General features: G+C 37.9%; 13 protein-coding genes. 8 read left to right on the top strand and 5 right to left on the bottom strand.

Going from position 1 to position 14,508, the window contains the following annotated elements; all coding sequences use genetic code 11:
• The first annotated feature begins 79 nt into the window (after positions 1–79).
• Positions 80–355 (top strand): hypothetical protein, encoded by a 276-nt coding sequence (locus H5S10_RS00855; RefSeq protein ID WP_019252577.1) that lies wholly within the window; start codon positions 80–82, stop codon positions 353–355.
• 61 nt (positions 356–416) lie between these two features.
• Here H5S10_RS00855 and H5S10_RS00860 read toward each other — a convergent pair whose 3' ends face one another.
• Positions 417–908: a DUF805 domain-containing protein gene (locus tag H5S10_RS00860; RefSeq protein ID WP_182588408.1), complete on the bottom strand. Its 492-nt coding sequence runs from the start codon at positions 906–908 to the stop codon at positions 417–419.
• A gap of 180 nt (positions 909–1,088) precedes the next feature.
• Here H5S10_RS00860 and H5S10_RS00865 point away from each other — a divergent pair, with 180 nt between their 5' ends.
• From H5S10_RS00865 to rihA, 4 genes are all read left to right on the top strand, one after another.
• A complete protein-coding gene (locus H5S10_RS00865; protein WP_182588409.1) occupies positions 1,089–1,757 on the top strand; it encodes a hypothetical protein in 669 nt (222 codons plus the stop codon).
• Between the two features lie 940 nt (positions 1,758–2,697).
• A complete protein-coding gene (locus H5S10_RS00870; RefSeq protein ID WP_182588410.1) occupies positions 2,698–3,897 on the top strand; it encodes a hypothetical protein in 1,200 nt (399 codons plus the stop codon).
• A gap of 477 nt (positions 3,898–4,374) precedes the next feature.
• Positions 4,375–4,500: a hypothetical protein gene (locus H5S10_RS10375; protein ID WP_003666121.1), complete on the top strand. Its 126-nt coding sequence runs from the start codon at positions 4,375–4,377 to the stop codon at positions 4,498–4,500.
• A 156-nt stretch (positions 4,501–4,656) separates the two neighbouring features.
• Positions 4,657–5,598, top strand: a complete 942-nt coding sequence (gene rihA, locus H5S10_RS00875; RefSeq protein ID WP_182588411.1) for a pyrimidine-specific ribonucleoside hydrolase RihA — start codon at positions 4,657–4,659, stop codon at positions 5,596–5,598.
• Between the two features lie 57 nt (positions 5,599–5,655).
• Here rihA and H5S10_RS00880 read toward each other — a convergent pair whose 3' ends face one another.
• Positions 5,656–6,381 carry a potassium channel family protein gene (locus H5S10_RS00880; RefSeq protein ID WP_182586587.1) on the bottom strand — a complete coding sequence of 242 codons (726 nt, stop codon included), beginning with the start codon at positions 6,379–6,381 and terminating at the stop codon, positions 5,656–5,658.
• A 73-nt stretch (positions 6,382–6,454) separates the two neighbouring features.
• Positions 6,455–9,343, bottom strand: coding sequence for a YfhO family protein (locus H5S10_RS00885; protein ID WP_182588412.1), 2,889 nt, complete (start codon positions 9,341–9,343; stop codon positions 6,455–6,457).
• Positions 9,344–9,511: 168 nt separating this feature from the next.
• Here H5S10_RS00885 and H5S10_RS00890 point away from each other — a divergent pair, with 168 nt between their 5' ends.
• Positions 9,512–10,696, top strand: a complete 1,185-nt coding sequence (locus H5S10_RS00890) for an MFS transporter (protein WP_182586589.1) — start codon at positions 9,512–9,514, stop codon at positions 10,694–10,696.
• A 64-nt stretch (positions 10,697–10,760) separates the two neighbouring features.
• Here the strand turns inward: H5S10_RS00890 and H5S10_RS00895 are convergent, their stop codons facing one another.
• Complete coding sequence (locus tag H5S10_RS00895; protein ID WP_182586590.1) at positions 10,761–11,336, bottom strand: RNA polymerase sigma factor; 576 nt, start codon at positions 11,334–11,336, stop codon at positions 10,761–10,763.
• 347 nt (positions 11,337–11,683) lie between these two features.
• Positions 11,684–12,058: a PaaI family thioesterase gene (locus tag H5S10_RS00900; RefSeq protein ID WP_182586591.1), complete on the bottom strand. Its 375-nt coding sequence runs from the start codon at positions 12,056–12,058 to the stop codon at positions 11,684–11,686.
• A 32-nt stretch (positions 12,059–12,090) separates the two neighbouring features.
• On the opposite strand from H5S10_RS00900, the gene menB reads away from it, so the two are divergent.
• Complete coding sequence (gene menB, locus H5S10_RS00905) at positions 12,091–12,912, top strand: 1,4-dihydroxy-2-naphthoyl-CoA synthase (protein ID WP_182586592.1); 822 nt, start codon at positions 12,091–12,093, stop codon at positions 12,910–12,912.
• A gap of 14 nt (positions 12,913–12,926) precedes the next feature.
• Entirely contained in the window at positions 12,927–14,348 is a 1,422-nt protein-coding gene (locus H5S10_RS00910) for an o-succinylbenzoate--CoA ligase (RefSeq protein ID WP_182588413.1), read from the top strand.
• Positions 14,349–14,508 lie beyond the last annotated feature (160 nt).

The raw sequence follows: 14,508 nt of genomic DNA on the forward strand, positions 1-14,508 counted from the left end.
AACAGTTTTGACTAATCCTGTACATAATTTATAATATGAATAGGAAGAGAATTCTTGGATTGAATAGGAGGAAATAGATATGTCATTGATGCAAAATACCTCAGAAATTAACAAGACTGATAAGCAGGTGTACTTAATCACTTTATTGCGAAAGAGTACAAACATGCCACAATACATTGACCACATGATTTATGAAACTGCAGAAGGTGGTCAAGAATTTATGGCGCGCTTAGTTGAAGCTTTTTCACGGGCAGGTTACCGGCAAAAGAAGCTTAGCGACGACAAGTACAACCTTGATAACGGACTTGATAAGATCACTTTACGGGGATCATACCAACCTATTTACAAGGGATAATTAAGGTTAATAACTAAATTAAAAGAGCTGATGCTGCATTTTGAGGCACCAGCTCTTTTAATTAATCATCGTTTTGTAATGACGAAACTGTAATATCGTTGTCGTAGTTAGCACTCCACCAACCATGCTTACTGACATAGCCTGTTGGTAAACAGAGAATTACTAAAAAGATTATATCAATGACCGAGGAAATAGTTTCCATCACTGCACTATTGTTACTTGTAAAAATAAGGGAAAGTAACCAGAAAACTAATACGGTCCAGCCAGTCAAACCGGTATCACGAACCCGCCGGACACAAATAGCAATTCCAGGAATAATAATAGCAATGGCAAATACTGCAATAACGAAGAGTAAGAAGATTAAGAATCCAGCGCCATGATTATAGCCGTTCATAATCGAAGTGACAGAAGCAAAACCAGCGATTGCTAGTAAGAAATATAAAATAACAAAAATGATGAAATTAACTAATACTGGCCACCAAAAATCCGCCCGCGTTGAAGTAGCCCGGTACTTAAACGCGTTTTGCCAGTAGTATTTGTAAGCTTCAAACATATAATTCTCCTCCTTTGATATGTTTGCTTTGATTATAGCATTATGCAAATAAATATGGTAAATGATTGTAGTTTTCTAAAATTGATTATGATATGATAAATGAATATGAAAGACCAACCAACGCATTAGTTACGCTGATTGGCCTTTTGAGTTTTAAATATTAACTGAGGGGTTTTTCAAATGCAAATTGTTTCAGACGCGCTATTATTAATAGGTTTCTTTTCATTAATCGCTGCCATTATTTATGGCATTCGCTGGTTTAGAAATCGCAAAAATAAGAAAAGCAAAGAGTATAAGAAGAATAAACGCTTTACGATAATTTCGCTAATCATACTATTTTCTGCAGTATGGTTTGTCGGATCGGTGGAAGATTATATTGATCAGCATTCTCAGCAGACGACTCAAACTGAAAAAAATATTACAACTAATAATAGTCAAACTGAATATTTAGAAAATAAGGAAGATTTTATTCGTGTTTTTACATCACTAGGGATTAAAACAGAGGATTTATCTAAAGCAGAAGGAAATGAATGGCGTGACGCTATCCGTAATGAAGGTGAAAATTTTAGCGCCTCGGTCTCAGTTAAAAAAATTGAAGATAATCATCGCAGTGAAATAATTAAAGTAAAGGAATTAAGTGATCAACTTCACCAGTTAGATCAAAAGATTCAGCAAAATGATTATCCTTCAAAGGCTGATAAAGAAACTATTCATGAAGCATACCTGAATTTAAAGCATTTTGCTACCCATGCAACTGATTTGGGAGGTAGTTTTGAAACTTATGTGCAAGAACATAACGATTTAGATCGTAAAATGGGTGACTCAGCAGAAGCTCTAAAAGATCTATAAGCTAAAACGACTAATCAACGGATTTTACTGCGCTGATTAGTCGTTTTAATTTATAAGATAATTATAGTTGCCATCATATCTAAATTTGGAAAAATTATAATTTAAGCTTTTTATTTTTCGCTCGTTGCGGGAAAAAAGTAATTTGTTAATAATTTTTAGTAAATTACTGCTTTTATTTCACTCAGTCAAAGAAGAGGGTATATTTCATTAAGTGTTAAAAATTCCTTATAACTTATACTACATCCTTCCCTAATCCCATGTATAACCTTTTTTAATAACTGTATAAATCGATAACTTGAACATTTTTCTTTCCAGAAGTGATTATCATGGCGAATCGAATTAACAAGTGTAAAAATTGTATAACCAGGAGAAGTTATACTTTCAATGCTATGGTAGGTAAATATTCCTTAAAAAGGACGAATATCTTGTGTTACAGAAAGCACAGGCAATCTTTTCTCTGACTTAGATTAAAAAATAACCCTTTCTTTACGCTGCTCTCATTTGATATTAAATAATCACACTAAAGAAATAAACGTTTAGTTATCGAAAAAGAATATAAAATTACTATTTAATTACTTATGAATTAATATAATGAGGGAAAGAAATGACAGAATCTAAAAAAGATCGGTCGAGAAAGTATCTACCTTAACATTACGTGACTTAAGTGGATTAGCCAGGTAAAAAGTGATTAAAGAATCGATGGCGGATAATGGATATGATGATTTGATGTGCAAACAAGTGTATTCCCCAAAGCAGGGGAAGATACAATTGACTAGCCAACTAATGAAATTTGGAATTTTTACTCGTTTATTAATTGCAATCAGGACACCTTAGAATTTTCTATGTATGAATATTTATTCGCGTTTCCGAACGAACGTTCGAAGAATAATAGTAAATATGATAAAATTTGTTTTAAACATACGTTTGCAAGGAGACATATATGAATATTGAGAATATAGAATTAAGGTGGAATTTAATAGGTAATGGGTTAAAAGAACTTAATAGAAGTAAAATCTTAAACTTATTAAATGATTATTACAATACGGATAAAAAACTAAAAGGGATAATAAAAGAATATCAGTTAAATTTAAAACCTACTCAGGTAGTTAAAGCATTCCCACCATTTATGACTGAGTTAAAGTGCCCGTATGATGGTGCGAGAATGTTACAAAAACTACCAAGTAGAACTTTTCCGGAAATAATGACTCGAAAAGAATATTGTCCAAAGTGTGGACATAAAAACATGGAAATGTGCAGATGTGATAATTGCATAGAAGAAGAGAAGAGTAAAAGAAAAAAGTGTCGTGAATTAATAGAACGAACATATTCGCAGGAAAATCATGAGAAAATTTTACTGAGCTTATTATCATTAAAGGATAGGCTATATCTATCGGCATTGCTTAGGGCTACGTTAAGTGAGGACGCAAAGGAAATTAAGCCAATTAAATTAAAAGAAAATAAACTGGCGCCGACTAAAGAAATGGAAAAGGACATCCTTAATTATTTAATAGATCGACAAATTATAAAAGTAGCTCCTGACTCGCCATTAGAGGCATTTCCAGAGGATGGTCCTAATTATCCAAATACATATTATATTTACAAAGTTAATTATTTAATTAATGTTCAGGACGAGAATTTAGATCATGAGGAATTATTAAAACGCTTAGAATATCCCTCAGCAGAAGAATTTTTAAGCGCACCAGAAGAATGCTTAATCCTTTGGAAAGAAATAGCATATCAAGAAGTTATTGAATTTTTAATATATCGAATGGATGCAGTAGGCTTTAAGTTTAGTCCTGGGAAGAAAACAAGACTAGTTATTGGCCAACTACTTAAAAATTTTTCAGCAAGTCAAATATGGTATTTTATTTATATTTCGGTTGCATATTCTTATCAATGGCGAAGGGAATCAGGAGTTAGTTGGAAACAAGGAGCAAATTCGGTAATAACAGGGATAGAGACTCGTGGTCAGAGGGCTATAGCAGAAGAATGGGAGGTTAAATCTTTTTCCAGAAATTTTAATCTTCCTGCAAGTCAATTAGCATTAGTTTTGTATAATAGTATTCTTCAACTTGGCTCAAATGGCTATATGAAAGTACCGAGCAAAGAGATTATTCAAGAAAAATTGGAGAAACTATAACTTTCTAAAACAAAGTAAGTTCTTTAATACTCCCTTTGAAAGCGTTATAATTAAACTAACTTATGCAAAGGGGCGATTAAATATGAAGTGTCCATGTCATAACTTATCAAAGAACCAAAAGATTGTTTTATTAACGCTTGTCGCAGGAGCCTTAATTTGGTCAATGTACTTGCTATATAAGCTGGCAAAGAAGAACTAATTTTTATCCGAAGAATCACTTGCGGGTGGTTCTTTTTCTTTTCATGATTTAATTTAGAGATTAATTTATGTATGAACAAGCTTGCTAATGTTGGCTTAAAAAGAAATAAGGTGAACTTATGAAACATATTTGGAAACTTAACCTATTTCAAAAGATAATTGTTTGGTTATTTATAATTGCTTTAATTACCTGGCCCATATATTTTTACGTAAAGGCAAAATGGGGCTAAAATAAGAGTGTAGGTAGTGATAGGTTTTTGAACAAAGGAGTAGATTCTTATGAAGAAAAATAAAACTGAAAACAAAACTACACAACCTAAGAAGCATTCAAAGAAGAAGTTTACTATTTTAGCCCTTTTAGCTGGCGCTATTGCTTTACCAATTTATTTAGTAAAGAAAGCGTAAAATTATAACTTATATTGAAAAGGATCACGATTAGGTGGTCCTTTTATTATGTCTTTTTAAATTTTATTGATCGACATTAAACGAAATAATGTTCATTTGTTATAATTAATGTAACCGCTATACTAACAATTCACAAAGAAAGGATGCCGATAACAAATGACCAAAAAGATAATTCTTGACTGTGATCCCGGACATGATGATGCATTAGCGTTAACGATGGCCGTTGCATCACCGAAGATTGATGTCCTTGCCGTAACAACTTCTGCTGGTAATCAAACACCGGACAAAACTTTAAATAATACGATGCGGATGTTAACTTTACTCCATCGTGAAGATATTCCAGTTGCTCAGGGAAATCAAACTCCGCTGGTCGTGCCGCTTGAAACTGCACCGGAAGTTCATGGTGAGACGGGTTTAGCTGGTGCGGACCTTCCTGATCCAGATTTCAAAGTTCAACCAATTCCGGCCATTGAATTGATTGCTAAAACCCTTCGTGACAGTGACGAGAAAGTTACCCTAGTTGTCACCGGTCCAATGACAAATGCGGCCTTATTCTTGCGGGGTTATCCCGATTTGGCAAAAGAAAAGATTAATCAGATTGTCTTCATGGGTGGAGCAATGGGACTTGGGAATTGGCGACCATCAGTCGAATTTAATATTTTTGTTGATCCAGAAGCGGCTAAAATTGTAATGAACTTTGGCCTGCCTCTGGTAATGGCACCGTTGAACGTGACCCATAAAGCTCAGATTATGAAGGATGAGATTAATCAAATTGGGCAAATCGACAATCCAGTTGCCCAGGCTTTCCATGGTCTCTTGAACTTCTTTGAACAGTACCATGAAAATCCAAAATGGGGTTTTAAAGGTGCGCCCCTCCATGACCCATGTACGATTGCTTGGCTGATTGATCCTACTATGTTCGGTACTGACAAAATGAATGTGGATGTTGAAACTCAGGGCGATCTTACACGGGGAGAGACGGTTTGTGACTACTATCAATTAACTGGCAAGCCCCAAAATACTGAAGTCCTCCTTGATATTAATCGTGAGAAATTCATCCAATTGATCATGGACACCCTGCAAAGCTTTTCAGATTAGTCATTTAAATTAAAAATAGCCTCCATTCTTAGGAAATCCTTGAATGGAGGCTATTTACTAACGGTTATTTTTCTGAATCAAACGCTTAATTTCGTCTAACTCAGCCTTTAGCTGACGATTTTCATGTTGAATTTTGACTAACTGGGCGGAAATTTTCCGTTCGTCTTTTTTGGCAAAAAACTCAGTAATTGTACTGGTGAGCATCCCAATAAAACCGATTCCCAGGAGCATCAGGACAATCGCAGCTGCCCGTCCAATTCCGGTCTTAGGAATCACATCCCCGTAACCAATCGTAGTCGCGGTTGTAATTGCCCACCACAGAGCTGTTTCGTAAGAGACTTTCTCCGAAATACAAAACATTGCAGCAGCTACCATTATGACGGCAATCGTAATGTATAAGTAGTAAAGCAGCTCATTTCGTTCAAAGAAGACGCCAAGGCGACCAGTAAAACCGACTAAACGCATGATTCGCATGAGTTTAAGCAACTGAAATGTTCTGCCAATTTGACCAATTCGGAAGAGAAAGAACAGGCTGCTGGCAGGAATGATTGAGAGAAGGTCAAAGATGTTATCCTTAACAAATTCGCGTTTATCTGGTGAAATAATCAGCCGGATAACATAATCGGAAAAGAAGACTAGCCATATACCATTATCAATCATATTGTAAGGATAGGTATCAATATTGATCCGCTTGGCATAATATGCGATCAACATCCCAATCGAGATAACGGCTAAAATAGCCATAATAATTTGATAGACAATATAGGTAAACTTCTTATGCACGATTTTTTCTCCTGCCCATAGATTTAATTTTATCTTAATCGTCTCTTAAAAGGGATGCAAGAATTATTCCGCTTTACTTGCGCTTTCGTTCCCATCCGATCGTAATAATTCCAGCAATAATGGTCCAACCAAGGCCAATTAAACTGAGTAATGCACCTAATTTGATTCCCGGTAACTCGTAGTTAAAGGTAACATGGTGAGTTCCAGTAGGTAGGTATACCCCTAAGAAGGCTTGGTTTGTTCGTAAAGTAGTTGCCTTTTTACCATTAACTTTTACTGACCAGCCCGTAGAATAAGGAATCGAAGAGGTAAGGACGCCAGGACGAGTGGTTTTAATTGTTCCCTGAACTTGGTTACGTTTAAATTTAATATCCTCTAGGCGGTGGCGTTGCAATGTTTTAACTTCACGATAGTAGTTATTATCTAGCTTCTCTGCGACTACCCGGTATTTGAGCTCATAAGTTCCCAGTTTTGAAGGCTGGAAGGTGAGTGAAGTTGGTAGTTTGCCGTCATAATAACCAATATTAAGTGTTGAATTAGTAACGTGCTTAAACAAGGAAAGGGTACTTTGTCGTGCTTGTTCAATCGTGGCGGTTCCAAACTTACTGCCTATATTAAGCTTAAAACTAATATCGGGAGAACCATTTAAAACGTGGTAGCGCCAATAGCGATAGTGGGTATAGCGCTGATTAATAACATTTCCGGGATTAAGGACAGTTTCCTTGAGATGTGCTTGTTCGTAGGCAATCTGTTCTTTCATGGAGAAAGGAGTGTACTTAATCTTAGAGAATTCAATATGCAACTCGCTCCCCTTTAGTTTTTGCTGCATTTTTTTACTTTGCAATTCTGGTAATTGCAATTGATAAGTTTCTTCACTATCGGTATAGGTCAATTTAGCCGGGTTAACCTTATTCAAGCGATTCGAAACTAACTCGCTTTTAAGGGGATAGACATGCGTCTTGAGCTTAGCGGCCTTCATTCCTCGGAGCTTTGCTTGCTTATCAACTAGAACTCCACTAGCTAAAACGCGTTCTTTTTCAGTTGGCGAGAGTGATTGATAATCTTTTTTGCTAATGTAGTTATCTTGCCAGTAAAGTAATGGGAAGGCATAATTCGTTTTATACCGCATCGTTTGCGTAGGCACAAACTCATCCTTACTTTGTGGATTGCTTGGTTGCCCCTCATCATAATTGATGACTGGATCCGTTGCTTTATCTAAAAAGTAACCAGCGGGAATCTTTGTCGCGTTATCACCATTGCTTTGAACAAAGAGATATTTGACGCCAAAGAAATTATTCATAATTGTCCGATCATCAGCTTGCCGAATGGGGATGTTAGCCTGGTATTGGTTATTTTGCAGACTTGTATTAAATTGTCCCAAATATTTATTTTGCAGTGAATAGTAAGAATCAATGTTATGCAATCCGGAAGTAAGGTCATTATCAAGGTTGGGACCATCGATAATTTTGTTTTGACTAATTGTTGAAACGCGGTAAAAAGAATTGTTTTTCAAATCCTGATTAAGTTTACCGTAACGGTTATTAGTAATTGCCTGATACTCTCCCTGACTCAACATATTACTAGAGAAATCACCATTATAGGGGAAAGCGGCGTAAATTGCGTTTACCCCGGCATTAAGCATTGTGATCGCTAGTAACCACCGGTAAGGATGCGCTAATTTGTTTAAGTGAATCAACCAAATGGCCATTAGGGAGCCGATTAAGAAAATAACCGGCATAAAAATATCATTTTCATTATCAAAAAAGAAGGTCGCAATCAAGACAATGAGGTAGATCCCTGTTGCCCAACTCAGAATCACCATTGTCTTTTGATTAATTGTCGGAATGTTTTCTGCCAAAATACAGACAGCCATCGCCAATGGAAGGTAAATCAAGAGAGTCCACCGGTTAGACGCTGACATCATTCCGTTGAAGAAAGCGCCGACTGCTGGAATTAGCAACATGATTAGTGCAAGACCAAGGCTGATCGTTAGCAACGGATACTTTCGTGGTCGGGAATAAATGTAAACAAGGGCGATAAACCCAATTGAAACGATCCCTAGAGCAGACCAGAACATGAAATACCATTGACCACCATTAATCAGTGACTTAGGCAAAAAGAGATAGTAATAAAGAGGATAGGTTTTTAGACCATTAGCAAATAATGATCCAGTCCGGGTTGAATTTGTGACAGCGATAATTTCTGGGACGAGCAAGACCGCCGATAAGAGGACACTAGTAATTGTCGCAAAGGCAAGTTTAAGAAAAGTTTTCCCATAATTAAGCGTGCGGCGATAATGCGTGCCTACGCGGAGAACAAGATAGAGAAATGAACCAATTCCTAAAACATAAGCAAGGTAATAGTTGCTTACTAGCATCCATGTAAAGGCACCAGCAAGCGGCCAGGGTGACCCCTCTTGTAATATCCGTTCAATCTGCACCACGAGTAAAGGAAAGATGATAAATGGCGTAGTAAAGAACGGCTGGGCAATACAGGCATAGAGCAAAAACGAATTGACAAGATAGGTTGTTGCTCCCATCAAAATGACGCTATTGCGAAACTTAAAGTGTTGCGCGAAGTAAACAAAGGCGAGGCCAACACAATACATCCGGATAACATTAATTACCTGGTAAGCGAGGGTAATCTTTGCCGCGGGAAAAAGTAGTGCAAGGTAAGAAAAAACGTCCCCAATCGTATAGTAAGAATATACTTGAAAGGTATCGCTACCTAGCCCCATTTGCCACGACCAGAAGTTTAGGCGGGGATGGTGGAAGAAGGTAATCAGTGCTTCCCGATACTTTGCTAGTAAGGGTAAATGCTGGTTGAGAGCATCTTTGCTGAGGATAAAAGTATGACCAGTAATTAAGTATGTCCCGAAAATACATAAAGCTAAAAAGATGAATAAAATCGTATATTCACCGTATAGTCTTTTTACCGGTCGTTTTTTAAATGAGAAATCCATAATTCCTCCTTGGATTAACAATCATTTTTTAGGATATCTCTAATATTTTAACAAAAAAATATTAAGAGTGACGTTCTTAATTTTAGCGGACATTCTTAAAATTTGGGTGGTAAGTTCTGAAATGATCAATTACAATAAAAAAGATCTTTATATTAAAGGAGTAATTTTATGGAAACTATAGGTAACTCTACAACCGTAAAGAGATGGGGATCTTTTCTACTGTTGTATTTAGGATATATGGTTTTGTTTGCTGACCGAACAGTGATGAATATTTCCCTTGCTTATATCGGTAAAGACTTTCATGTGGGGGCGGCAGCATTAGGTGCAACCGCTAGTGCTTTCTTTTTAGGTTATACCTTAATGCAAATACCTGGAGGATACTTAACTGATAAGTTTGGCAGTAAACTGATGGTGGTAATTTCCCTGTTTGCTTGGTCGTTAATGACGATGGTGACTGGCTGGGCCTGGTCTCTTGCTGCCTTGATTGCGATTCGTTTTCTATTTGGGATTGCAGAAGGACCATATCCAGCAGCGGCTTTAAAACGAATTTCTGAAAATTATGATAAGAATGAGAAATCACAGGCAACTTCTGCCTTAATTTCATCGAATTATGCCGGCGCAGCAGTAGCACCATTAATAATTGTGCCAATTATTGCTAGTAGTGGTTGGCGAAATGCCTTTGTTTGGCTTGGGGTTGGTGGGTTTATTATTTTGCTCGCCTATTACCTGGTAGAACGGCCAATTAATAATAGTCAAGAAAAGGGGCAGGCTCGTCCCAAAATTGAATGGAAAAAGATTGACCACCGTGTCTGGGCCTTTGTGGTAATTGGGCTTGCACTGAATATCATTACTAAGGGGCTTGAGACTTGGATGCCAGTTTATTTCTTACAAGAACAGGGGATAAACTTGAAGAACTTGGCTTGGTTAGTACCATTGCCAGTTATTTCTGGAGGTATTGCAGCATTTATTTCTGGCTTTGTGATGGTGCACTTGTTTAAGAAGCATGAACGGTGGATGATTAGCATTGCTTCGTTCCTGACTTTGATTTTTATGTTTGGTCTCTTCAAGTCCACCTCATTAGTAGGCGTTGTGATCTTTGATGTCCTGATCTATTTTGTCAAATCATTGGCATTTACCGGCATTTTTAGTTTCATTGCACAGATTTTATCGGAAAAAACTTATGGGTCATCAATCGGGATTGTTAACTTTGGTGGACAACTCGGCGGTTTTGTTGGTCCGCTCTTAATTGGGTGGATTGTCCAAGCAGCTGGCTCATATTCGGCCGCTTTCTTTGGTCTTGTTATTAGTGCATTAGTTGCAGTGATTGCATGTTTGTTTATTAGAAAAGCGTAAAAAAGAAGGTGCTAGGAGAAAATAAAAGTTTTCTCTCAGCACCTTCTTTTTACTTTGTAAGTCCTTACTTCATTAATACTTTTAATAGTTTGCCGTGGCAACGATGTAAGGCACTTTGGACGCTCCGTTTAGAGCAATCAAGGGTACCAGCAATCTCAGCTATCGAATAACCAGTATGGAGATAAACTAGTACTTCTCGTTCAAATTTAGAACAGTGGCAAAGTAAACGGTCAAGACTCTGCCGGCAATAAATAATGTCATCAGGGGAATGATGTAAAAAGTCAGTAAGTGTTTCAGCAAAATCATCGCGTAATGCGTAAAGACAGCCCGCTGGAATTCGTTTATGGGCCTGAGTTTGTCGTTGAATATCACGAATCCGGTTAGTTAAGCACTCTTTGAAAAAGCAGCTAAACATGCGAGGTCCCTGATTATTATATAAACGAATAACTTCTAGCATTACAACTCGGGCTTCCTGTTCCCAGTCCGCCAGTTCAAGGTCGCTAATGTTATATCGTTGCCACAGTCGGCGAACGAGTGGCCAATAGCGGCGAAATAACTCTTCGAAGTCTTTATTACTTCCGCGACGGGTATTGTTAATCAACTTAAGGTACTTTTCTTCATCTTCTTCATTGAAGCGCATATCAAAAATGCTCTCCTTTAAAACTATAATTTACGCGACATGCTTCCCATCATAGTGTTTGTCCTATTTATTTTCCTTCTCCCCAAATAGGTAAACTGACGACCTAAAAGAAGGGATTCATTCCTTAATTCAGGCAAGATAAAACGGTTTAATTTTATCACGCAGTTCGCCTCGCGTTGGTATTAATTTATCAAATGTCTCATTTTAGAACAATAACGAGATTTGTATAATTAGAACGATTAATCGAACGTTAAGGCGAGAAAGAATAGTAATAAAGGCGCATAACCAGTTTTTATAGTTCCGAATAATTTTATTTTCAAATACTAATTAAAGAAATGATCAGAAAATTAAGGATGGGGCTGGTTGATTAGGGTAACTATACTGGTACTAGTACATTGATCATTACAATGGATATCGACTTGCCAAGTTTGGATTCGGCGACCACATTTAATCGGAGTTGCAATCGCCTTTAATTTACCATTTGATACCGCAATGAGGTGCTCTGTGGTAATATTAACTCCGAGAGCTATTTGATCTTGTTGACGATCAGCTAACCATTGATTGGCACCTAAGGAAGCTGCGGTTTCAGCGAGCACCGCATTTATTCCGCCGTGAACGATTCCATAAGGTTGCTTGATTTTATCACTTACTTTAACGGTGATAACACACTTGTTGGCTGTGACTGATTGAGTTTGAATATCTAAATTTTCTAATAGGTTCATTATTATTGACCTCACAAAGGAGTAGAGTAGTTATGACAACAGTTGATTGGCAACCGGTTAAAGATTATTCTGAAATTATTTTTGAACGAGCGGGAAAGATTGCAAAAATTACAATGAATCGTCCAGAAAAGCTGAACGCCTTTACCCCCGTTACAATTCAAGAAATGATCGACGCGTTTACCATCTGTCGTGATGATAGCACAATTGGGGTGATTATCCTAACTGGTGCCGGTGATAAGGCCTTCTCATCTGGTGGTGATCAAGGAGTTCGGGGCAACGGCGGATATGTCGGTCCCGATAAGATTGCCCGTCTCAATGTTCTTGATTTGCAGCATTTAATCCGGATTATCCCTAAACCAGTTATTGCGATGGTAAAGGGTTGGTCAGTAGGTGGCGGAAATATCTTGCAACTTGTCTGTGACTTAACAATTGCTGCTGATAATGCTAAGTTTGGTCAAACCGGTCCCAAGGTAGGAAGCTTTGATGCTGGTTATGGATCAGGCTATCTCGCCCGTGTGATCGGTCACAAACGGGCAAAGGAAGTCTGGTTCTTAAACCACTTCTACAGTGCCGAAGAAGCCTACCAGATGAACTGGATTAATAAAGTTGTGCCCTTAGACCAAGTTGAATCGGTTACCTTGGACTGGTGTAATGAAATCTTGAAGAAGTCACCAACGGCATTACGGTTTATTAAGGCTGCCATGAACGCTGATACTGATGGACTAGCTGGCCTCCAGCAACTTGGTGGCGATGCTACGATGCTCTTTTACACTACTGATGAAGGTAAAGAGGGTCGCGATGCCTTTAACGAAAAACGGGATCCTAATTTTGACCAATTCCCTAAGTTCCCATAAAAGAGGCAATTTAAATGGAAACACAAAACTGGCTATTAAAGCAAGCGGCAACTCAGCCGAACCAGATTGCAATTGACGATGGTAATGAACGCCTACCATTTGTTGAATTAAAAAAACAGGTAGAGGAACTTGTGGGAAAAATTGACCACCTTAATCCTGGTTCGCGGGTTGGTCTTCTAGCAACCAATAGTCTGATGAGTTATAAATTAGCATTAGCGATCATGTGTAGTGGGCGAACAATTGTCTGGTTGAACTGGCGACTTGCTAGTGAAGAGCTAGAACGACAGATCAAAGATAGTGAACTTCAGCTGTGCCTAGTTGAAAATTCTCTTTGGCGATCAGGGATGACGAAGCCTTTTAAATCTTATAGTGCATTCTTGATGACAAGTGCGGATCCAGGAGAGTTGATTCCAGTATTTAAATCAAACTGGGTAGCTAGCATCATGTATACTTCAGGGACGACCGGTAAGCCAAAAGGAGTTTTGCAAACTTTTGGCAATCATTTTTATTCAGCGGTCTCTTCTGCATTGAATTTAGGCTTATCGTCCGCAGATAAGTGGTTATGTGTAGCGCCGATCTTCCATATTAGTGGTTTTTCGATTATTATGCGGGGATTAGTTTACGGGATGACTGTTCGCTTGGTCGAGAAGTTCCGTGCCGAAGAAATTGAACGAATTTTAGCGAATGAAGCGGTCACCATTATGTCAGTTGTTCCCTTTATGCTAAAAAAACTCATTCAGCAACAAAATAAGACCAACATACACTATAATTCAGCATTTCGTTGTATGTTGCTCGGGGGTGGAACGATTGATCGGGAAACGCTTGAAACATGTTTACAACGGTCAATTCCTGTTGTTCAATGTTATGGGATGACGGAAACATGTTCCCAAATTGTTGCATTACGGTCAGTCGATGCACTCCTAAAATTAGGTTCAGTTGGACAACCTCTATTTTCAACCCAACTAAAACTTAGTAAAGATGGTGAAATTCTGCTGAAAACACCGGCTCTAACTCCTGGCTATCTTAACCTGCCTGATAAATTACCTTCTAAGATGATTGACGGTTGGTACCGGACGGGAGATATTGGTCATCTGGACAAAGAGGGGTACCTCTATATCGATGGTCGTGCAGATGAAATGTTGATTTCAGGTGGCGAAAATATTTTTCCCCAAGAAGTTGAGCAGGTCTACCAACGTTATCCACAAATTAATGAAGTTGCAGTCGTTGGCCAAACTGATCCTGTCTGGGGACAAGTGCCCGTAGCCTTTGTTGTCAGTGATCGTCGCCTTTCAACAGCTGAACTAATAAATTATGGTTATGAACATCTGGCACGATATAAGGTTCCCCAACATTATATTTTTATTTCAGAACTGCCCAAAAATGCGAGTGGCAAGATTCGCCGGTTTATGTTACGAGAAAAATTGAATAATCAATAAAAAAACGAGACTGAGAGAAAACGAAAGTTTTCTCCCAGCCTCTTTCCTACGATTAGTCAAGAAAAATATTTAGAAAAGAAGAGTATACTAAACCAACCCGGTTCTTCTTCAAAAATCGAGAATTAGTGGTATATTAAATTTGTGAGACGATTATGCCCTC

Origin of the sequence: Limosilactobacillus balticus (genome assembly GCF_014145615.1) — a bacterium.
Classification (GTDB): domain Bacteria; phylum Bacillota; class Bacilli; order Lactobacillales; family Lactobacillaceae; genus Limosilactobacillus; species Limosilactobacillus balticus.